Origin of the sequence: Yinghuangia aomiensis, from assembly GCF_039542225.1 — a bacterium.
Classification (GTDB): Bacteria; Actinomycetota; Actinomycetes; order Streptomycetales; family Streptomycetaceae; genus Yinghuangia; species Yinghuangia aomiensis.
Genome location: NZ_BAABHS010000006.1, coordinates 75,291 through 96,603, shown reverse-complemented (window position 1 = coordinate 96,603; position 21,313 = coordinate 75,291). Strand labels below are relative to the sequence as shown.

Annotated in this window: 16 protein-coding genes and 1 tRNA gene; 9 read left to right on the top strand and 8 right to left on the bottom strand. The window is 72.3% G+C overall.

All coding sequences use genetic code 11. The features are described from left to right. Window positions 1-178: 178 nt before the first annotated feature. The gene (locus ABEA93_RS09910; RefSeq protein ID WP_345675007.1) at window positions 179-1,534 is read left to right on the top strand and encodes an FAD-dependent oxidoreductase; all 1,356 of its coding nucleotides are present in this window, start codon (window positions 179-181) and stop codon (window positions 1,532-1,534) included. Window positions 1,535-1,550: 16 nt separating this feature from the next. Here the strand turns inward: ABEA93_RS09910 and ABEA93_RS09905 are convergent, their stop codons facing one another. Continuing rightward, complete coding sequence (locus tag ABEA93_RS09905) at window positions 1,551-5,606, bottom strand: bifunctional nitrate reductase/sulfite reductase flavoprotein subunit alpha (RefSeq protein WP_425584898.1); 4,056 nt, start codon at window positions 5,604-5,606, stop codon at window positions 1,551-1,553. Between the two features lie 660 nt (window positions 5,607-6,266). Here ABEA93_RS09905 and ABEA93_RS09900 point away from each other — a divergent pair. The 3 genes from ABEA93_RS09900 (at window position 6,267) to ABEA93_RS09890 (ending at window position 8,600) form a co-directional block, all read left to right on the top strand. After that, a complete protein-coding gene (locus ABEA93_RS09900; protein WP_345675005.1) occupies window positions 6,267-6,470 on the top strand; it encodes a cold-shock protein in 204 nt (67 codons plus the stop codon). A 188-nt stretch (window positions 6,471-6,658) separates the two neighbouring features. Continuing rightward, window positions 6,659-8,179, top strand: coding sequence for a DEAD/DEAH box helicase (locus ABEA93_RS09895; protein ID WP_345675004.1), 1,521 nt, complete (start codon window positions 6,659-6,661; stop codon window positions 8,177-8,179). A 112-nt stretch (window positions 8,180-8,291) separates the two neighbouring features. Next, window positions 8,292-8,600 carry an SCO5918 family protein gene (locus ABEA93_RS09890; RefSeq protein ID WP_345675003.1) on the top strand — a complete coding sequence of 103 codons (309 nt, stop codon included), beginning with the start codon at window positions 8,292-8,294 and terminating at the stop codon, window positions 8,598-8,600. Between the two features lie 117 nt (window positions 8,601-8,717). Here the strand turns inward: ABEA93_RS09890 and ABEA93_RS09885 are convergent, their stop codons facing one another. After that, on the bottom strand, window positions 8,718-9,059 hold the full coding sequence (locus tag ABEA93_RS09885; protein ID WP_345675002.1) for a MerR family transcriptional regulator: 342 nt from the start codon (window positions 9,057-9,059) through the stop codon (window positions 8,718-8,720). Window positions 9,060-9,729: 670 nt separating this feature from the next. Continuing rightward, window positions 9,730-9,816: transfer RNA gene (locus ABEA93_RS09880), tRNA-Leu, on the bottom strand. A gap of 198 nt (window positions 9,817-10,014) precedes the next feature. Between ABEA93_RS09880 and ABEA93_RS09875 the strand changes: the two genes are divergently transcribed. The 3 genes from ABEA93_RS09875 to ABEA93_RS09865 all read left to right on the top strand — a co-directional run bounded on the left by ABEA93_RS09875 (window position 10,015) and on the right by ABEA93_RS09865 (window position 12,814). Further along, window positions 10,015-11,349: a M20/M25/M40 family metallo-hydrolase gene (locus ABEA93_RS09875; RefSeq protein WP_345675001.1), complete on the top strand. Its 1,335-nt coding sequence runs from the start codon at window positions 10,015-10,017 to the stop codon at window positions 11,347-11,349. Between the two features lie 141 nt (window positions 11,350-11,490). Next, the gene (locus tag ABEA93_RS09870; protein WP_345675000.1) at window positions 11,491-11,730 is read left to right on the top strand and encodes a chaplin; all 240 of its coding nucleotides are present in this window, start codon (window positions 11,491-11,493) and stop codon (window positions 11,728-11,730) included. A 289-nt stretch (window positions 11,731-12,019) separates the two neighbouring features. Next, window positions 12,020-12,814, top strand: coding sequence for a chaplin (locus ABEA93_RS09865; protein ID WP_345674999.1), 795 nt, complete (start codon window positions 12,020-12,022; stop codon window positions 12,812-12,814). A 107-nt stretch (window positions 12,815-12,921) separates the two neighbouring features. Here the strand turns inward: ABEA93_RS09865 and ABEA93_RS09860 are convergent, their stop codons facing one another. Next, window positions 12,922-13,107: a DUF5703 family protein gene (locus ABEA93_RS09860; RefSeq protein WP_345674998.1), complete on the bottom strand. Its 186-nt coding sequence runs from the start codon at window positions 13,105-13,107 to the stop codon at window positions 12,922-12,924. Between the two features lie 124 nt (window positions 13,108-13,231). On the opposite strand from ABEA93_RS09860, the gene ABEA93_RS09855 reads away from it, so the two are divergent. Next, entirely contained in the window at window positions 13,232-13,867 is a 636-nt protein-coding gene (locus ABEA93_RS09855) for a hypothetical protein (protein ID WP_345674997.1), read from the top strand. A gap of 24 nt (window positions 13,868-13,891) precedes the next feature. On the opposite strand, the gene ABEA93_RS09850 is transcribed toward ABEA93_RS09855, so the two are convergent. Next, window positions 13,892-16,684, bottom strand: a complete 2,793-nt coding sequence (locus ABEA93_RS09850; protein WP_345674996.1) for an AAA family ATPase — start codon at window positions 16,682-16,684, stop codon at window positions 13,892-13,894. A 125-nt stretch (window positions 16,685-16,809) separates the two neighbouring features. After that, window positions 16,810-17,790, bottom strand: a complete 981-nt coding sequence (locus ABEA93_RS09845; protein ID WP_345674995.1) for an aldo/keto reductase — start codon at window positions 17,788-17,790, stop codon at window positions 16,810-16,812. Window positions 17,791-18,035: 245 nt separating this feature from the next. On the opposite strand from ABEA93_RS09845, the gene ABEA93_RS09840 reads away from it, so the two are divergent. After that, on the top strand, window positions 18,036-19,082 hold the full coding sequence (locus tag ABEA93_RS09840; RefSeq protein ID WP_345675229.1) for an LLM class F420-dependent oxidoreductase: 1,047 nt from the start codon (window positions 18,036-18,038) through the stop codon (window positions 19,080-19,082). A 69-nt stretch (window positions 19,083-19,151) separates the two neighbouring features. On the opposite strand, the gene ABEA93_RS09835 is transcribed toward ABEA93_RS09840, so the two are convergent. Together ABEA93_RS09835 and corA are read right to left on the bottom strand one after the other, a co-directional pair. Further along, on the bottom strand, window positions 19,152-19,775 hold the full coding sequence (locus ABEA93_RS09835; protein ID WP_345674994.1) for a hypothetical protein: 624 nt from the start codon (window positions 19,773-19,775) through the stop codon (window positions 19,152-19,154). Window positions 19,776-20,272: 497 nt separating this feature from the next. After that, window positions 20,273-21,256: a magnesium/cobalt transporter CorA gene (gene corA / locus ABEA93_RS09830; RefSeq protein WP_345674993.1), complete on the bottom strand. Its 984-nt coding sequence runs from the start codon at window positions 21,254-21,256 to the stop codon at window positions 20,273-20,275. Window positions 21,257-21,313 lie beyond the last annotated feature (57 nt).

The window sequence follows — 21,313 nt, the reverse complement described above, 5'->3', positions numbered from 1 at the left end:
CCCGGGTCGGCGCCTGGACGGAAACACGCAATCGTAGGACCGACGGGAGATTTCCGGACAGGGCCTTGTCCCCACCGCGCGACCTGGCCGGAATCGCACAGGACACGTGCGCGAATCGGCAAGGCACCGCCGCGTCCGTGGCGGACTGTGAGCGGCAGTCTCCGGAGAGAGGATGGCCATGCGCACAGCCGTCGTGGTCGGCGGGAGTGTCGCCGGCCTGCTTGCCGCCCAAGTGCTGACCCGCCACGCCGACATGGTGGTCGTCGTCGAACGCGACGACATCGGCGCGGACGCGGACCAGGCAGCCGAGGGAAACGCGCGGCGCGGCGTGCCGCAGGGCACCCAGATGCACGCCCTGCTGGAGGGAGGCCGGCGCGGCATCGAACGATGGCTGCCCGGTTTCACCGACGAGATCGCCGCCGCGGGCGCCGCCGTGGGCAACAGCGGACGCGATGTGCACACGTACCTCGACGGCCGACGGCGGATCCTGGTCGGAGACCTGCCGATGGTGAGTGCCACGCGGCCGTTCCTGGAAGCGCACATCCGACGCCGCGTCCTGGCGGACGAGCGTGTCCGACTGCACGTCGGCAGTGCCGCCGGGCTGGTGATCGGCGGGGGGCGTGTCCGGGGCGTCCGCGTCACCCGCGGCAGCGCCGCCGACGAAGACACCCTCGACGCCGATTTCGTGGTCGACGCCACCGGCAGGGCGAGCCGCATCGGGTCGTGGCTCGCCGACCACGGCTGGCCCGAACCGCCGTTGCGGCGCGTACCTGTCGACCTCGGCTACGCGACCGCGCTGTTGCGCACGCCGCCCGGAGTGCTCGACGGCATGACGCTGGGGCAGTCGATCACCCACGGCCCCGGCGGCCGCGTCCGGGTCGCCACGGCGGGCAGGGTGGAGGGCGACAGGTGGGTCGCCCTGGTGGCCGGCTATGCGGACGACCGGCCGCGCCGCGACTCCGAGGACTTCCTCGCCCGCTGCCGCGACGATCCGGCGGACGAATTCGGCAAGCTCGCCGCCAACGGCGAACTCCTCGGCGACATCGCGGTCTACCGGCATCCCGACAGCCGGCGGCGCGACTTCCACAAGGTCTCGCGGTTCCCGGCCGGGCTGGTGTGCGTCGGGGACGCGGTCGCGTCCCTCAACCCGGTCTACGGCCAGGGCATGTCCTCCGCCGCCCTGCACGCGGCCTGCCTTGCCGACCACCTCGATGCACGGCCCGGTCCGAACGAGCCGCCGCTGCGCTACTTCAAGGCCGTCCGGCGCGTCGTGGACGCCGCCTGGCAGACATCGGTCCTCGACGACCTGCGCCTGCCCCACGTCGACGCCCCGCGGCCCTGGGGCTTCGCCCTCAAGAACGCGATCGGCGACATGGTCCTGCGGGCGTCCGTGACCGACCCGAAGGTCGCCCGGAAGTTCCTCGACGTCATGCACATGCTCGCAGGTCCCGACAGCATGATGCGGCCGGGCACCCTGGTCCGGTCCGTCCGGGCAACGCGACGTCGCGCCACGGGAGCACGCCCGGAGCGGTGAGACCGCCGCCGGAAGGTCAGTAGACGTCGCGGACGTAGCGCTTGTCGGTGGCCAGGCGTTTGACGTAAGCCCCGGCGGCCTGGTCGTCGAGGCCGCCGTGTGTGGCGACGATGTCGCGGAGTGCGGCGTCGACGTCCTTCGCCATCCGGGAGGCGTCCCCGCAGACGTAGAAGTGGGCGCCGTCCTCGAGCCACGCCCAGAGCCGGCGGCCGTGTTCGCGCATGCGGTCCTGGACGTAGACCTTGTTGCGCTGGTCGCGGGAGAAGGCCGTGTCGAGCCGGTGCAGCGTGCCGTCGCGGCGCAGGGCATCGAGTTCGTCGCGGTAGTAGAAGTCGGTGGCTTCGTGCTGTTCGCCGAAGAAGAGCCAGTTCGGGGCGCGGTGGCCTTGGGCGCGCCGGTCGTCGAGGAAGCCGAGGAACGGGGCGACACCGGTGCCCGGGCCGATCATGACCATGGGAGTGGCGGGGTCGGCGGGCGGCCGGAAGTGCGGGGACGGCTGCACCGCGACGGGTATGCGGGTGCCGGGTTCGGCGTCCGCGAGGAAGGCGGAGCAGACCCCGGTGCGCGCCCGGCCGCGGCTGTTCTCGTAGCGGACGACGGAGACGGTCAGGGAGACCAGTGCGGGGTCGGTGCGCGGGCTGGACGAGATGGAGTAGAGGCGGCTGCGGAGGCGCGTGAGGACGTCCGCCCATTCCTGCGCGCTTGCCCGGACCGGGTATTCGGCGAGCACGTCGGCGGCCTGGCGTCCCCAGCCCCACTGGGCGAGTTCGCCCTTGTTGTCGTGGCGCAGCAGCTTGCGCAGCAGACGGTCCCCGGTGCGGTCCGCGAAGAACCTCAGCAGGTCGGTGCCGGTCCGGGTGATGTCCAGGTGGCGGTGCAGCGCCTCGCCGAACGCCAGGGTGCCGACCCCGTCCAGGTCGACGGGCACGGCCGCGTCGATGCCGGTGAGCGCGAGCCATTCGGCGACCAGCGCAGGGGAGTTCGCCGGACGGATGCCGAGCGCGTCGCCGGCCTGGTAGGCCAACGGCGTGCCGGTGAGGTCGAACGTGAACTGCCGGACCTCCTTGGCCGCGCCGGGCAGGCTCAGCAGGCGGTTGCCGACGAGTTCGGCGGGCTCGTGGGCGTGCCGTTCGCTGCTGCGGCCTCTCCCGGTGCCGGGTGCCGCGGCGGCGGAAGGCGAGGGCGCGGAGCCGGTTCCTGCTGCCGTGGTGCCGAGGGCGGCGAGGACGTCGTCGAGCCAGGCCGCGGCCGGGGCGTCGAATTCGGGTTCGCAGTCGGTGCGCGGCAGCAGGCGGGTGGCGCCGAGTTCTTCGAGGCGGTGGTCGAGGCGGCGGCCGTGGCCGCAGAAGTCGTCGTAGGACGAGTCGCCGAACGCGAGTACCGCGTACCGCAGGTGGTCCAGGGAGCCGGTGGCCGCGGCGAGGGCGTCCCAGAAGCCGGTGCCGTTGTCGGGGGCGTCGCCGTCGCCGAACGTGCTGGTGATCAGGAGGGCGTCGGCTGCGGGCAGCGACGCGGGGTCGGCGCCGTCCATGTCGAGGAGGGTGACCTCGTGGCCGGCCGCGGTCAGCCGCTGCGCGGCAAGCTTGGCGAACTCCTCGGCGTTGCCCGTCTGCGAGGCCCACAGCACCGCCACCGCGGGCTTCGCCGGCGGCACGTCGCCCGCTGGGTGCTCGGGCCGGGGCGGCGCCGCGGTGGCCTGCCGGGAGAACCACCCGGCCAGCAGCCCGTCGACCCAGAGCGCATGCTCGGGCCGCAACGGCGCCCCGGCGGGAAGCACCGGCACGCCGGGCGGACCGGAGTCCAGACCGGTGAGGAACCCGGCCAGGTAGCGGCGTTCGTCGGCGTCGAAGACCGGGGGCGCCTGCGGCGGGATGCCGAGCAGCCCGGCAAGCGCGGTGCCGTCGCCTCCTCGCGGCCCGCCCGCCGGCACCGGTTCGAGGAGCGGGAGAACGTGGGGCTCGGACGCGCCGTGGCCCGGCGGCGCGACCGCGACCGGCACCGCAGACTTGGCCAAGGTGACGGCGCAGACTTTGAACTCCGGCTGGAACGACAGCGGGTCGACGGCGTCGTTGGTGACCGCGTTGACGCTGAGGTATTCGCCGTACAGGTCGTTCCAGTGGAACGGCGCGAAGCAGCAGCCGGGGCGCACCCGTTCGGTGACCACGGCGGGCAGGACGGCTTTGCCGCGGCGCGACGCGACCTCGACCGGGTCGCCGTCGGCCAGCCCGAGCGCGCGAGCGTCGTCCGGGTGGATCTCGACGAACGGGGCCGGGTCGAGCCTGTTGAGTTTGCCGACCCGGCCGGTCTTGGTGAGCGTGTGCCACTGGTGCGGGAGCCGCCCGGTGTTGAGGACGAACGGGTAGTCGTCGTCCGGCATCTCCTTCGCGGGCACGTGCGGGCGGGGGAAGAACACCGCCCGGCCGGCGGCCGTCGGGAAGACCGGCCGTCCGCTCTCGTCCAGGTAGCGGATCGGGTTGCGGGCCGGTCCGCCCGGCGCGGCGGGCCACTGGACGGGAGTCTCGCGGAGCCGGTCGTAGGTGATCCCGCGCAGATCCCAGCCGGTCTTGGGGTTGTAGGCGCGCTTGATCTCCTCGAAGACGTCCTCGGCCGACTCGTACGCGAAGGCCTCGGTGTAGCCCATGGCCTGTGCGATCCGGGCGATGATGCGCCAGTCGGCGGTAGCCTCGCCCGGCGGGTCGACGCCCGGCCGCGCCAACGTGAGGCTCCGCTCGCTGTTGATCAGGACGCCCTCGGTCTCGGTCCACAACGCCCCCGGCAGCACGACGTCGGCGTAGCCGTTGGTCTCGGTGTCGGCGAACACGTCCTGGGCCACCACGAATTCCGCGGCCTCCAGACCGGCGATCACGGTCTTGCGGTTGGCGACCGAGGCGACCGGGTTGGTGCAGATGATCCAGCAGGCTTTGATGCGGCCTTCCGCCATCCGCTCGAACATCTCGACCGTGCCCTTGCCGACGCCGTCCTCGCGGAGCGTGCCGGGGGAGATGCCCCACAGCTCCTCCGTGAACGCGCGGTCCTCGGCGGCCAGCACCGAACGCTGGCCCGGCAGCCCCGGACCCATGTAGCCCATCTCGCGGCCGCCCATGGCGTTCGGCTGGCCGGTGAGGGAGAACGGGCCGCTGCCGGGGCGGCAGATCGCGCCGGTGGCCAGGTGCAGGTTCACCAGCGCGTTCGTGTTCCACGTGCCGTGGGTGCTCTGGTTGAGGCCCATCGTCCAGCACGACATCCACTCGGCGGCCTCGCCGATCCACTCCGCGGCGGTGCGGACGGCGTCCTCGGGTATGCCGGTCAGCCCGGCGACCACGGCAGGCGGGTAGTCGGCGAGGAACTCCGGCATCGCCTCCCAGCCTTCGGTGTGCGCGGCGATGAACTCCGGGTCCGTGCGGCCGTTCTCGACCAGCAGGCGCAGCAAGCCGTTCAGCAGCGCCAGGTCCGCACCGGGCTTGATCTGCAGGAACAGGTCGGCTTTGTCGGCGGTCGCGGTGCGCCGCGGGTCGACGACGATCAGCTTCGCGCCGGCCTTGACCCGCTCCATCATCCGCAGGAACAGGATCGGGTGGCAGTCGGCCATGTTCGAGCCGATCACCAGGAACACGTCGGCCTTCGCGAAGTCGTCGTACGAACCCGGCGGGCCGTCCGCGCCCAGCGACAGCTTGTAGCCGGTGCCCGCACTGGCCATGCACAGCCGCGAGTTCGACTCGATCTGGTTCGTGCCGACGAACCCCTTGGCGAGCTTGTTCGCGAGGTACTGGGCTTCCAGGCTCATCTGGCCCGACACGTACAGCGCGAACGCGTCCGGCCCGTGCTCGTCGACCACCGCCCGGAACCGGCGCGCGGCCTCCTCGATCGCGGCGTCCACATCGGCGGCGACGGCCTCCGCACCGCGCTCGGCCCGCACCAGCGCGGTACTCAGCCGACCCGGGGCGGCGAGCATGTCGGCGGTCGTGGCGCCCTTGGTGCACAGCCGCCCCGCGTTCGCCGGGTGCGCCTTGTCGCCCGACGCCTTGCGGACCACCCGCCGCCCGTCCGGGCCCGCCCCGATGTCCAGGACCATCCCGCAGCCGACCCCGCAGTACGAGCAGACCGTCCGCACTCGCGTCGGCTCGCCCGGCCCCGTGCTTCCGGTCGCCACCGCGCCCCCATCCCGCGCCGAGCCGCCTCGCCGCACGGCCCCGACGCTACGGACGACCCATCACACGGACATGTCGCCCATCCGGCGGCGGCGTTTCATGCCCCGCACCGCCGCGGCAACACGGTGTGAGATCCCACGGCACCTCGTGGGGGCACCATGGCCCACACCGAACCGTCGCACCGGCCGTGGCCGCCGACCCCCGGCGCGAACAGCGCTACGCGCACCAGGAATGCGGCTCCGACGACCGAGGTCCTGACGACACCTCGACACGGCCGTGAGCTCCGCGTTCCGCTGCCGCGCCGAATATCTGTGCCAGCGGTGGTAGAAATCGAGGCAACGCGCCACGAGAATTTCTCCGGCGACCGGCCGGAATTAAATCCGCCTCGCCAAAAACGCGGGTGCGCGTGCTACTCTCGGCTCAGTTGCGGTTGTGGTTCCCAAAAAACTTCGAATGCCTCGTCTGCCGCCGTTCGGACGGGAGTATTTTTTGTATGTCGGGCGGTTTTCCGGCGGGGTAATCATCGCGGCGACGCGGAGTCCGCACGGTGCGGACTCCGGTCATTGCCCCGAAGGAGATTTGCCATGGCTTCCGGTACCGTCAAGTGGTTCAACGCGGAAAAGGGATTCGGTTTCATCGAGCAGGAGGGTGGCGGCCCGGACGTCTTCGCCCACTTCTCGAACATCGCCGCCCAGGGCTTCCGCGAGCTGCACGAGGGCCAGAAGGTGAACTTCGACGTCGCGCAGGGCCAGAAGGGCCCGACGGCCGAGAACATCGTTCCCGCCTGACCTCCGCGCGCAGAATCGCAGCCGGGGCCCGCACCTTGGGGTGCGGGCCCCGGCTCGCTTCCGTTCGATGCCCGGCCGGTTGCGGCGTTTCGGCCTCTCACGAATTCCCTCGGCCCGTTCCGGTAATTCTCCGCGCAATCGTCCGCTCGGGGGAATTCCTTGCCGCGCCGCATCAAGGAAGGCTCCGCGTGAACCACGCACGAGAAGACACCGGCGCCACCGGCCCACGTTCCGGCCGGGCGGCCGCCGGCCGACGCCGCAACCGCCCTGGCTCCGCACCCTCCCGCCGCTCCGACGCCCCGAGCCGCTCGGACGACCGCCGACGCCGACAACCCGCGGGGCAGGGCGAGTTCGCGCTGCCGACGACAGCGACGTCCGCGCTTCCCGCCGCCGAGAGGTTCTCCGACCTCGCGATGCCGGCACAGCTTCTCCGGGCGCTGGACGCCCAAGGCGTGACCGAGCCCTTTCCGATCCAGGCCGCGACCCTGCCGAATTCGCTCGCGGGCCGTGACGTACTCGGCCGCGGCCGCACCGGGTCGGGCAAGACCCTTGCCTTCGGCCTCGCCCTGCTGGCACGCACGGCCGGAGCGCGCGCCGAGCCGCGACGGCCGCTGGCCCTCGTCCTCGTCCCCACCCGTGAGCTCGCCCAGCAAGTCACCGACGCGCTCGCTCCCTACGCCGGCGCCGTGAAGCTGCGCCTGGCCACCGCCGTAGGCGGACTGCGGATCGGCAGGCAAGCGAGTGCGCTGCGCGCCGGGGCGGAGGTCGTCATCGCGACTCCGGGCCGGCTCAAAGACCTCATCGAACGAGGCGACTGCGTGCTGGACCAGGTCCGCATCACCGTTCTCGACGAGGCCGACCAGATGGCCGACATGGGGTTCCTGCCGCAGGTCACCGCGCTGCTCGACCAAGTGCACCCGCAGGGACAGCGGATGCTGTTCTCGGCCACCCTGGACCGCAACGTCGACCGGCTGGTGCGCCGCTACCTGACCGACCCGGTGGTGCACTCCGTCGACCCGTCGGCAGCCGCGGTCACCACGATGGAGCACCACGTCTTCCATGTCCGCGACACGGAAAAGCACCGGACGGCCACGGAGATCGCGGCGCGCGAAGGCCGGGTGATCATGTTCCTGGACACCAAGCACGCCGTCGACCGGCTGACCCGGCACCTGCTGAGCAGCGGGATCCGTGCCGCGGCCCTGCACGGCGGCAAGTCCCAGCCGCAACGCACCCGCACCCTCGCGCAGTTCAAGTCCGGTCAGGTGACGGCGCTGGTGGCCACCAATGTCGCGGCCCGCGGCATCCACGTCGACGACCTCGACCTGGTCGTGAACGTGGACCCGCCCGGCGACCACAAGGACTACCTGCACCGGGGCGGTCGCACGGCCCGGGCGGGCGAGTCCGGCAGCGTCGTCACTCTGGTGACACCCGACCAGCGCCGCGCCATGAGCCGGCTGATGGCGGCCGCCGGTGTCACCGCCCGGACCACCAAGGTGGGTTCCGGTGACGCGGAGCTGCGCCGCATCACCGGCGCGCGGGAACCCTCCGGCGTTCCGGTCACCGTCTCCGCGCCCGCCGTGGAACGCCCTCGACGCGGCGGGGGTTCCCCGGCCCGGGGCCACGGGGGCCGTACCACGAAGGACACGGGCAGCGGCCGGAGGAAGCGGCGTCCCGTTCCGCGGCAAGCCGCTTCCCGCGAGGCCGGCTGAATCCCTCGTCCACGGACCTCGTCCGTCGTGGGACGTCGTCGGCCTCGACCGGACCCTCGGGTCCTCGCCCTTCCGAAATCCGCCCGCCCTTCCTACCTTCTGTGAGGTATTCATGCGCTGCGTCATCGCCGGTGTCGCGTTCGATCTCTCCAAGCCCGGGGTGGTGGCAGCCATGCAGGGCGTCAAGCCCGAGGCCGTCACGGGCGGCTCCGTGCTCATCGGCCGGCGCCACTACCCCGTCAAGCAGGTCGGCGCCGTCATCACCGGACAGGACCGCCGCGACTTCACCGCGGAGGAAGTCCGCCGGGCGTTGACGCGGCTCGGCTTCACCTGCCAGGACACCGGCGGCGCCGCACCGGCGCAGGGGCTGACCCCGCTCCAGGCCGCGTCGGCACTGCTCGGCACACCCGCCGGGGCATAGCCGGCAAAGCACCCGCACCCGCACGCGTGCCGCGGGTTCGCGAACCCGCAGACCCCGGCGGTCTGCCCGGCGGCTGCGGTCCGCCGTCGGCCGCCGGGTCGGCACGGCGCGCTTCCCTTACGTCGCAGGCGGGTCGCGGCGGTCGTCCTTGCGGAGTTCCTCGTTGATGCGCAGGGCTTCCTCAAGCTGGTCCTCGAGGATGATGATGCGGCAGGCGGCCTCGACGGGGGTGCCCTGGTCGACGAGTTCGCGGGCGCGTTGGGCGATACGCAGTTGGTAGCGGGAATAGCGCCGGTGCCCGCCTTCGGAACGCAGGGGTGTGACCAGGCGGGCTTCGCCCAGGGCTCGCAGGAATGCCGGTGTGGCGCCGATCATCTCGGCGGCACGGCCCATGGTGTAGGCGGGGTAGTCGTCGTCGTCGAACTTGTCGGGACGACCGGGGGTGTCACGGGGAACCACTGCACCTCTTCGTCATCTTCATCGTTGTCCTGCCGTGCCCGCGTGTCGCCGCGGGCACATCACCATCCTCCACGCCGCGGGTATCGGGAACGCGACGTGGGGCCCTGGCGCCGACCGGCACCAGGGCCCCTAGGGGACATCACACCATCTGCCGGCGGAACGCCGCCGGGTCTCTTCGTCCGTCCCCGCCTATGCGGCCGGGGACCGGGGATCGCAACTGCGTGACCGTGGACCACCTTCCCATCCGGGGTCTGCGGTTCCCGCGGGCCTGTCGGCCCGGCGGGCGATCCAGATGGCGGTCGCTCCTTTCCACTCTGCTGTGCACTTACCAGGGAACTGCCACTACTCGGTTTGGCCTGATCCCGACGTGGATCGGAACCCGTGCCTGCACGTCAGTTCGTCCTCTGCCGTGCCCGTAGGACTCTTGGCTACAGCAGAAACCGTAGCTGCCGGATATGCGGATGTCTATCTTCGCCGTGACAGTTTTTCTCGCGTAGCGATCCCAGGGCGGTGTCGGACGGGCGGCGCGTGTGGGTCGTTGCATGCCGACACACCTAGCGAGCTGGGCAAACGGCCCGAGGCGCGGGGCATGGGTCACACGCGCGGACGCAAAAAATCTCCACACCGTGAGCTTCGGGTTGATCCCGATACTCACGATGTGGAGATCTCGTGGTGTCCGAGGGGGGACTTGAACCCCCATGCCCTTTCGGGCACTAGCACCTCAAGCTAGCGCGTCTGCCTATTCCGCCACCCGGACTGGGTGTGTCGCGCGGCGGGCCGCGCTGACGTGGAGAACTGTACCAAAGATCGCGGGGGCGGGATGTCGGGGAGCGGGCCGGGGGTCCGGGGCCGCGGCGCCGGGGCGTTCGTCACGCGGGCGGCGCCCTCCGGGCGGGCCTGCGGGTGCAGGATGGACCGGGAGACGAGTTCGCACAAATGACCTTACGGAGCGGCGATGAGTGACCGGGACGGTGTCGGTGGACGGGGCGAGACCGGGGCGGAGGGCGAGGTTGCCGAGCTGTGCCGGGACCTGATCCGGATCGACACGAGCAACTTCGGCGACGGGTCCGGGCCCGGCGAGCGCGCCGCGGCGGAGTGGGTGGCGGAGAAGCTGGCCGAGGTCGGGCTGGAGCCGCAGGTGTTCGAGTCCGCCAAGGGGCGGGCGAGCACGGTGGTGCGGATCGAGGGCGAGGACCGCAGCCGCCCGGGGCTGCTGATCCACGGTCATACGGACGTCGTGCCGGCGAACGCCGCGGACTGGTCCTACGACCCGTTCTCCGGCGAGGTCGCCGACGGCTGCGTGTGGGGCCGCGGCGCGGTCGACATGAAGGACATGGACGCGATGGTGCTGGCCGTCCTCCGCGACCGCATCCGCACCGGCCGGAAGCCGCCGCGGGACGTGGTGCTGGCGTTCCTGGCCGACGAGGAGGCCGGCGGCACGTTCGGGGCGCGGTTCCTCGTCGACAAGCACCCCGACCTGTTCGAAGGCTGCACCGAGGCCATCGGCGAGGTCGGCGGCTTCTCCTTCACCGTCAACGACGACCTGCGCCTCTACCTCATCGAGACCGCCCAGAAGGGCATGGACTGGATGAAGCTGGTCGTGGACGGCACCGCCGGGCACGGCTCGATGATCAACAAGGACAACGCGATCACCGAGCTGTCCGAAGCGGTCGCGCGCCTCGGGCGGCACCAGTTCCCGATCCGCCTCACCAAGACCGTCCGCGCCTTCCTCGACGAGGTCTCCGACGCCCTCGGCATCGAACTCGACCCCGACGACCTCGAAGGCGCCATCGAGAAGCTCGGCCCGATCGCCCGCATCATCGGCGCGACGATCCGCAACACCGCGCAGCCGACCATGCTCGGCGCCGGCTACAAGGTCAACGTGATCCCCGGCCAGGCGACCGCGCACGTCGACGGGCGGTTCCTGCCCGGCTTCGAGGACGAGTTCCAGGCCGAACTCGACGCCGTCCTCGGCCCCCGAGTGCGCCGTGAACGCGTGCACGGCGACCGGGCGTTGGAGACCGACTTCGACGGTGCGCTGGTCGAGGCCATGGCCGCGGCGCTCAAGGCGGAGGACCCGGCGGCGCGCGCCGTGCCGTACTGCCTGTCCGGCGGGACGGACGCCAAGTCGTTCGCCGACCTGGGCATCCGCTGCTTCGGCTTCGCGCCGCTCAAGCTGCCCGCGGACCTGGACTTCGCGGGCATGTTCCACGGCGTGGACGAGCGGGTTCCGGTGGACGGGCTCAAGTTCGGCGTGCGCGTTCTGGACCGGTTCCTGGACGCTTGCTGACCGAAGTCGACGCGAAATCGGCCTGGAATTGACCCGAACAGGTGAATCGCCGGTCCGCTCCGTAGCCTCCGCAGGACGGTGTCGTTTCCCCTTGTGCGGCGCCCAAGTGCGCCGTGGTTCCGACAAGGAGGACTGAAACACATGAAGAAGCTCGGCAAGGTCGTGCTGCTCGCGACCGCTACCGGTGGTCTGGCGCTCGCGGGCACGGGTGCGGCGATGGCGGACGCGGGTGCCAACGGTGCGGCCGTCGGTTCGCCGGGTGTCGCCTCCGGCAACCTCATCCAGGTTCCGGTCCACGTTCCCGTGAACATCTGCGGCAACACGGTCAGCGTGATCGGCGTGCTGAACCCCGCGTTCGGCAACTTCTGCGCCAACGTCTGATCCAGGCAGCGCCCCGCGGATTGTCACGTGCCCGCGCATCGGCGCGGATGGTGCATCCGGGACGGCCCCGGGGCTTCGCAGCCCCGGGGCCGTCCGGCGTTCCGGGGAGTTCGCGATGATCCCGAACGGCCCAATCGGATGGTCGTCGGAATTCCCGAATCTCATCCGATCGGGCGAAAAATGTTCCCGGTCGTGCCCTCTTCAGTGACTTGACGTGACCGAACCCTGTTAATGCCGTTGCGGGACACGACGTCCCGCCCCTCACACGGAAGACACAGGGGTATCGCCTATGCAACAGCTTGCCAAGAAGGGGCTGTTGGTTGCTGTCGCGGCCACGGGCGCTCTCGCGTCCGCGGCCGTCGGCGTCGCCAACGCCGGCAGCGGTGCGCAGGGGGCCGCAGTGGGCTCGCCGGGGGTCGCTTCGGGCAATGTCGTGCAGGTGCCGGTCCACGTACCGGTGAACATCTGCGGCAACACCGTGAACGTCGTCGGGCTGCTGAACCCGGCGTTCGGCAACAAGTGCGCAAACGTGTCCGGCGGGCACGAGCAGCCGCCGCACTCGCCGCCGCCGACGCACCGCCCGCCGACGACGCAACCGCCGACGACGCCCCCGCCGCCCACGACGTGCCCGCCGACCAGCGGTCCGCCGACGAGCGGTCCGCCGACCAGCGGCCCGCCGCACACCCACCCGCCGCACACCACGCCGCCGCCGCACACCACGCCTCCGGGCGGGTCGAACGGCGGTAACTCGGGTGGCAACACCGGCGGCAACACCGGTGGGAACTCGGGCGGTAACTCGGGTGGCAACACCGGCGGCAACACCGGTGGCAATTCGGGTGGCAACACCGGTGGGAACACCGGCGGCAACACCGGTGGGAACTCGGGTGGCAACTCGGGCGGGAACACGGGTGGCAACACCGGTGGCTCCGGTACCACGGGAACCACGGGAACCACGGGCTCCGAGACGCCCAAGGGCGGACTCGCGCACACCGGTGCCGCGACCATGGTGCTCGCCCCGGCCGGTGTCGCGTTCCTGCTCGGCGGTGTGATCCTCTACCGCCGGTCCCGGCCGAAGCAGGTCTGACCGGGCGCACGGCACGCAGACAGTGAAGGCCGCCCATCCCGATCGGGGGTGGGCGGCCTTCGCCGTCGAGTTCGGACATCCCGGTGCGGGCGCGCCGAACTCCGGTCTCAGATCGTGCGTAGCTGGCGGATGATCCGGCGGCGGAGCACGACCCGGCGGCTGCCGTCCCGGCGTACCGTCAACCGGTCCAATTCCCACAGCCCGTACTCGGCGTGCTCGGTCAGGATGCGTCGTGCGTCACTGCGCGACGTGCCGCGCGGAAGGTGCAGTTGCTGGAATTCGTAGTCCGGCAATCGATCACTCCAGATAGTACGAACCGTCAACAGACCACTGCGGAACCGTGGATTCGGCAACGCTGCGGCATCCGGCTTCACAACCATTGTGCGCAACCGGGCCACTTGCGGATAGCGTCATGCCATGACCGGTGTTGCCCAGCCCACGCCCGAGCAGGTCCGTGCCGCCGCCGCGGCGCTCAAGACGGCCATCGACCGCCACCTGGACGCCGTGGAACGGCGCGAGGGCGAAAGCGACCCCGCCGTGTTCGCCGCCTACGACGAGCTTGCCGCCGCCGCGGAGGCTTACGACGAGCTGCTGTACGACGTCTACGACGAGGTCACCCCGTTCGAGGTGCCCGACCGTTCGCAGACGGACGACTACCACGGTCCGGACAACCCCGACACGATCGCCGTCCTGATCCGCCGCGACTACACGGTGAAGGACGCCGCCGCGCTGCTCGACCAGGCACGCCGCGCGGACGCCGAGTCCGGCGAGCCGGGGGCGAACGGCACGGTGGACACCATCGAGACCACGTCCGCGGCGCTCGCCGTGCTCTTCGACGTGTTCGACCCGGACGAGATCGCCCAGCGGGCCGAGGAGATCGGCCTGGAGTCCGGCGACGCGACGCTGTGGGTCAGCGCCTCCGAACCCGGCGAGCCGGGCGAGTGGCTCGACGCGCCGTTCGACGACATCGATCCGCACGCCGTGATCTACCGGTTCGAGACCAGCACGGCGTACGAGGACGACATCGAGGTCTTGGAAGAGGACTTCCGCTGACCCGCGCGCGACGCCGACGACCGGTCAGTAGTCGCGTACCGCGGCCCGGACCGCGTCGGCGAGCCGCGTGGTGCGCGGCGGCGGACCGGCCGGCCGGGCGACGGCCTGCTGGAGCGAGCCGTCCGCGGCGTACACCACGGACAGGTGCTCGGTCGCGCGCGTGAACGCCGTGTACACCAGCGCCCGGGGTAGCGGGCCCGCGGCTTCGCCGGGCAGCACCGCGACCACCGCGGTCCGCCGCACCCCGAGGGCCTGACGCACCGTCACCGCCCAGCCGTGCCGCAGCTCGCCGGTCCGCTCGCGGGGCAGCGGGACGCGCGTGCCCGGGGCTTCGCGGTACGCCAGCACGAGGCCGTCCGGCCCGGCGTCCACGATCCGGCCTTCGCGCGCCACGGCGGCGCGGCCGTCCGGGTCCGCGGCGGTCGGGACGGCGTGCACGACGCGGTCGCCGACGTCGAAGCCGCCGAAGCGGCCCGGCCCCGGGTTCAGGCGTTCCTTGAGGGCGGTGTTGAGCGCCAGGGTGCCGGTGGGGCCGGCCGCGGACGGGGCGACCACGAGGACGTCGTCCGGGCCGAAGCCCAGCGCCCGCGGGATCGAGTCGGCGACGAGCTGCACGCACCGGTGCACGGCTTCGGCGGCGGCCCGCGCGCCGACCAGCACCACCTCGCGGTCGGGCGAATCGACGGGCGGCAGGACACCGCCGCGCACGCTCTGCGCGAGCGCCCCGAGCAGCCCGGGACGGGAGGCGTCGGACGCCACGGTCGGGACCGCGCCGCTGTCCCGCAGGTCGGCGAACACCCGGCCGGGACCGGCCGACCCCAGCTCGTCGGGGTCGCCGGCCAGGACGACGCGGGCACCGTCGGGGAGCGCGTCGAGGAGCGCGGCGGCGGTCCGCACGTCCAGCAGGTGGGCTTCGGTGACGAGCAGGACGTCCGCGGCGAGGCAGCCGTCGGCGTCGCGCCCGGGCCCCTCGGCTCCGCGCAGCAGCCCGGCCACGGTCACGGCGTCCGGCGGCCCGGCGGCGGCGAGCCGGCCGCGGCCGTCCGGCGTGGGCGCGGCGACCACCACCCGGGCCCCGGCCTCCGCGGCCTGCCGGACGAGCGCCAGCGGCACGCCGGGCGGGTCCTCGCCGGGGCCGGTGGCGTACAGCACGACCCCGGCGTCGGCGGGCAGCCCCGACGTCGCGAAATCGGCGGGCGCGACGGTCGAGTTCAACCGCAGCACGGCCTCGGCGATGGACTCCTCGGCGAGCGCGAGGGGCTCCAGGGCGACGAGGACGGCGCGCTCGGGCGCGGCGGCGAAGGGGTCTTCGGCGGCTTCGTCTTCCTCGACGTCGAAGGCTTCTTCGTCTTCGTCTTCGTCTTCGTCGTCGGGGGCGAGGCCGGGCTCGGGCTCGGGTGCGGGCGGCAGCGGTTCGGCGAAGGCCATGACGCGTCCGGACTCGTACGCGGCCCGCAACGCGGCGTCGGCGTCGCGCACGCCGAACTCGCCGAGCACGGTCCGGAGGACGTGCCGGTCGAGGGCGGTGTGCCCGTCCCGCGCGGCCGCGTGCCGCAGTCGCCAGCCGACGAGCGCGCCGGTCCGCCGCGAATCGTCCGGATCGGGCTCCTGCCCGAGCAGCCCGCGGGCGAACAAGTCGGCCTGTGCGGGGGTGAGTTCGGGGACGGACAACAGGGCCCACGGGTCTTGGCCGAGGACGTCGGCGGCATCGGTCCCCAGGGCACGCGCCAGACTGCCGGCGAACCGGCCGGGCGCACCGCCGCGCGCGAGGACGGCGGAGACCGCTTCGACGGCTTCGGGGGAGGGGGCAGCGGGAGGCCGGTCGCCGGGGTCGGCGGAACGCCGGGGGACGCCGGGAGAGGGGGCGTCGGCGCGATGGTGGCGCGCATCCGCGGCTTCCGCGGCGTCTTCGCGCGAGCGGTCGGCGATCTGCGTCGCGGGGTCCGACCAGTCCTCTTCGTCGCCGAGCGGGGCGCCGACCGGGGTGGGGGAGTGCGGTGCGGACGGCGCGCCGCGGTTCTCCGCGGCGACACCGGCGTCACGACGGCGCGTTTCGGCTGCGGCCTCCGCCCGCCGGGTGTCCTCGGCCGCCGCAGCGTTCTCGCGCGAGCGGTCGGCGATCTGCGTCGCGGGGTCCGACCAGTCGTCTTCGTCGCCGAGCGGGGCGCCGACGGGGGTCGGGGAGTGCGGTGCGGGGGCGCGGCCGGCGGACGGCGCGCTGCGGTTCTCCGCGGCGGCCTCACGACGGCGGGCTTCCGCCGCGGCCTCCGCGCGCCGGGCCTCCGCGGCTGCGAACCGGCGGGCGTCCTCGGCGGCTCCGCCCTGGCCGGCCCGCTCGGCAGCGCCGGCTTCGAGCCCGCGTGCCTGTGCGGCCGCCTCGGCCAGGCGGGCCTCGTGGAGCGCGGCGGCCTCACGCGACCGGTCCGCGATCTGCGAGGCCGGATCGGCCCAGCCCGAGCCGGTGCCAGGAGTCGGAGCCTCCTCGGACGCGAACCGCGGCGTCGGTGCGTCCAGCGACGTGACCGGGTTCGCCCAGCCCGAAGCGTCCGACGGCGTGGCTGTGCCCCCGCCGAAGGTCGGGACGCGTGGGTCCGCGATCGTCGCGGCCGGGTTCGACCAGCCGGTCGACGCCGGGTCGGCGGTCTCCGACGGTTCCGGCGCCACCGCGGCCGACGCGTCGTACCGGGCCGCCGAGCCCTCCGGGTCGTCCGCGTACTTGCGGTCGATCGCCGCCACGGCGGCGCGGAGTCGGGCAAGCGTGCCCTCGGCCTCCGGGTGGTCGGCCGCGGGATCTGGGGTGTTCGACCGGGTGCTCATGCTCGTCTTCTCGATCACGTCGACAGGACCGCGGCCGGAATGCCGTCCGCGCCGCCCAGGCTAGTGGCGCGCACCGACAACCGGGCCGACGACGCGGCCCACCGCGGCCCTGGCAGCCGCCGGCTTTACGCCTGACTCCAGTCGTGGTCCGGATACCCCGTCCACGGCGCCGACACGTCGTCCAGCGCCGCGCGGATCTCCGTCGGCAAGGTCAGCTGCTCCGCCGCCAGCGACGCCCGCAACTGACCCGCGTTCCGGGCCCCGACGATCGGCGCGACCACGCCCGGCCGGTCCCGTACCCACGACAGCGCGACCTCGATCGGCGCCGCGCCCAACCCGTCCGCGGCGGTGGCCAGCGCGTCGACGATGCGGCGCGAGTCGGCGTCCAGGTACGCGGCGACGAACGGGCCCATGTCGGCCGACGCGCCCCGCGAGTCGGCCGGCATCCCGTGCCGGTACTTGCCCGTCAGCACACCCCGCCCAAGCGGCGACCACGGCAGCAGCCCCACGCCCAGGTCGAGCGCCGCGGGCAGGACTTCGCGTTCGATGCCGCGCTGCAAGAGCGAGTACTCCATCTGCACGCTCGCGATCACCACCCGCCCCGGCGCCGCGAGTTGCCACGTGGCGGCCTTGGCGAGCTGCCAGCCGCAGAAATTCGAGACGCCGACGTAGCGCGTCCGACCCGACGACACGGCGAGTTCGAGCGCGTGCAGGGTCTCGTCGAGCGGCGTCGCCGGGTCGTAGGCGTGCAGCTGCCACAGGTCGACGTGGTCGGTGCCCAGCCGGGCCAGCGACGCGTCGAGGGCTTGCAGCAGGTGGGCGCGCGAACCGTCGAAGCGGCGTTCGGTGTACGGCACGCTGGCCGCCTTGGTGGCGATGATCACCTCGGAGCGCGGCACGTACCCGTCGAGGAGCCGGCCGAGCAGGTATTCGGCTTCGCCGTCCGCGTAGACGTCGGCGGTGTCGACGAGGTTCCCGCCGGCGTCCAGGAAGGCCTTCATCTGGTCGGCGGCGTCCTGCTCGTCGGTGTCCCGCCCCCAGGTCATCGTGCCGAGGCCAGTACGGGAGACCCGCAGCCCGGTACGGCCCAGATGTCGCTGCTCCATGGATCGGGAGACTAGCCGCTCCGGGGTACGGCGCGGCGATGGCGGGGCCGTACGGCGGTGCCCGGGTCGGGCGTTTCTGGTCAGGTGTTCGGATTCCCGGCGGCCGCACCACCGGGCGCCGCGGACGGGCCGCCGCCCACCCGGCGGCAGTACCGACCTCCCGAACGGTTACCGACCAGTAGCTTGTACCGGTAGGGTCCGATCGGAACGACACGGCACACCGACTGGGAGGCACCGGCATGGGCATGCGGCTCGGCATCAACCTCGGCTACTTCGGCGCGGGCAACGACGCCGACAACCTCGCCGTCGCGAAGGAGGCCGACCGGCTCGGCTACGCGGTCTGCTGGGCCGCGGAAGCGTACGGCTCGGACGCCGCCACCGTGCTGTCCTGGGTCGCCGCGCAGACCGAGCGCATCGACGTCGGCTCGGCGATCTTCCAGATCCCCGCCCGCACCCCCGCCATGACCGCGATGACCGCGGCGACCCTCGACGTGCTGTCCGGCGGCCGCTTCCGCCTCGGCCTCGGCGTCTCCGGCCCGCAGGTCTCCGAGGGCTGGTACGGCGTCCGCTTCGACAAGCCGCTCGCCCGCACCCGGGAATACGTCGAGATCGTCCGCAAGGCCATGCGCCGCGAGCGCCTCGAGCACCACGGCGCGCACTGGCAGCTCCCGCTCCCGGACAGCCAGGGCAAGCCCGTCAAACTCACCGTGCACCCGGTCCGCGAGCACATCCCGCTCTACATCGCCGCCGTCGGCCCGAAGAACCTGGAACTCGCCGGCGAGATCGCGGACGGCTGGCTCGGCGTCTTCTACGCCCCCGAGCACGCCGACGAATCCCTCAAGCACGTCCGCGCCGGACGCGAGAAGGCCGGCCTGAAGATGGACGGCTTCGACGTCGTCCCCACCGTCCCCGTCGTGGTCGGCGACGACCCCGTCGAAGCCGCGCACGCGGTCCGCCCCTACGCCGCCCTCTACATCGGCGGCATGGGCAGCCGGAAGCAGAACTTCTACAACAACCTCGCCTGCCGCATGGGCTACGAAGCCGAGGCCGCGGAGATCCAGGACAAGTTCCTCGCCAAGGACTACCTGGGCGCCGGCATGGCCATCCCGCACGACCTGATCGACAAGACCGCGCTGCTCGGCAGCAAGGAGCGCATCGCCGACCGCATGCACGCCTACGCCGACTCGGGCGTCACCACGCTCACCATCGCGCCGAACGCGGAGACCCTGGAAGGCCGCGTCGCCACGTTGCGCACGGTGGCCGAGGCGCTGGAGCTGTCCGGCCTGGCGTGATCGGCGCAAGCCTCCGGAAACGGCGAAATCCCGCCGTCCGCGGCGGGATTTCGGCGTTCTGACGGAAGGTCAGCGCGGTCCGGGGACGCGCTCCGCGACGACGTGGGCGAACTCCAGCAGCCGCTGGATCTGCCCCGGCCCGCCGTCGTCGAGCGACTTGCTGAACCGGTAGGCCTCCTGGCGGAACCGGCCGGTGGAGGTGCCCTCTTCGCCGCGCACGCTGGTGATCTCCTGGAGGGTGGGCGTGGCCAGGAACACGTAGGCGCCGCGCATTTCGCGGTCGCCGTCGGTGGTCGTGCCGACCAGCGTGCGTATGCCCACGTGGGACACCGAACCGAGGGGGATGACCTGCACCGACGAGTCGAGCACCGTGCCGCCGGGCGCGGACGCGTCGGTCATGTCCTCGCTGTGCCACAACACCAGGCGGTGGTCGTCGCAGACGGCGGCTTCCTGCCACACGGACGTGCCGTTGGCGTTGATGTCGACGACGCGTTCGAGGGTGAACGCGCGGACGGGCCGACGGCCGAGAACCGCGCCCAAGGCTTCGAGGGCGATGTCCGGATGCAGCAGGTACGCCCGCACGGCGTCTTCGAGTTCGCGGTGGGACGACCAGTCGGCCCCGGCGGCGCCCGTTGCTGGTACCGCGGGCGGTTGGGTGCGCTGGGTGCGCTGCCTACCCGGTCTGCCGAACATCCCCACCTGATCTCCCCTGGCCTTGGTCCGGGCCTGTGTACCGGACCAGCCTATGCGGGGAATCCGGCGCCGGGTGCCGGGGGCCGGGTGCCGCGGGGATCACGAAAGCCGCCAAACGTACACCATCGCCCGTCGCGGAGCCGCCGCGCCGCAAACCCGCCTTCGCCCCCCGGCAAGTTTTACGGCCGGGGCGGGGGATCCGATGCAGCCCCGCCGCGGCCGTCACCCCACTCAACGACCAGCCCCCGAAAGGGTTGCGGGCACGACGCGACGGAACCGCCACGACCACCCGTGTGAGGGACCCGCAGCCTGTTTGCTTCCACACCTGTCGGGCCCTGAGACCTGGTCGATGTCGGCATCGAAGCCGAGCACCGCGCGGCCGCGGTCGCCCGCAGCGGCCGGCAACGCCGAATCGACGACACCGCCGTCAAGAAACCGGACGATCGCCGTGGGGCGTCGCCGGCTCTCGTCCACCGCGTTTCACCCGACCGTCCGCGTCACAGCCACCCGTTGCGGCTGAACAGCCGGTGGATCGACACGCACGCGATCAGCATCACGATCAGCGCGGTCGGATAGCCCCACCACTGGTGCAGTTCCGGCATGTGGTCGAAGTTCATCCCGTAGATGCCCGCGATCATCGTCGGCACGGCGGCGATGGCCGCCCATGCCGAGATCTTGCGCATGTCCTCGTTCTGCCGCACGCCCACCTGCGCGAGGTTCGCGCTCAGCACGTCGGACAGCAGCCGGTCGAACGAGTCGACCTGCTCGTTCACCTTGGCGAGACCGTCGCCGACGTCGCGGAAGAACGGCCGCGTCTCGGCGGGAATGTACGTCACCTCGGTCGCGGACAGCCGCCGTATGGGATCCGTCAGCGGCTGCGCGGCCCGCCGGAACTCCAGCACCTCGCGCTTCAGCAGGTAGATCCGCTCCGCGTCGTTGTCACGGTGCTCGGAGAAGACCCGGCTCTCCAGCTCCTGGAGGTCCGTCTCCAGCTCGCTCGCGACCGTCACATACGTGTCGACCACCGCATCGCACACCGCGTACATCACCGCGCCGGGCCCGTGCTGCAGCACGGTCTGCTTCTTCTCCAGGCGCTTGCGCACCCCGGTCAGCGGGTTGGCCGCCCCGTGCCGCACCGTGACGATGAACGAGTCGCCGATGAAGATCATCAGCTCGCCGGTCTCCACCGACGACGTCTCGTCGATGTAGTGCAGCGTCTTGAGCACCATGAAGACCGAGTCGTCGTACTCCTCCAGCTTGGGGCGCTGGTGGGCGTGCAGCGCGTCCTCGACGGCCAGCGGATGCAGCCCGAACTCGCTCGTCACGAGAGCGAACTCGCTCTCGGTCGGCTCGTACAGCCCGATCCACAGGAAGGCGTCGCCGCTCGCGCGCGCTTCGTCGAGCGCGTCCGAGAAATCGGCGGGGCCCTCCGTACGGACGCCCTTGCGGTAGATGGCACAGTCCACGATCACGCCCGCCATTCTGGCCCGTCCCGGCCCCCGATGGGGCAAACCGGTGCCCGGCCTGTGGACAACCGG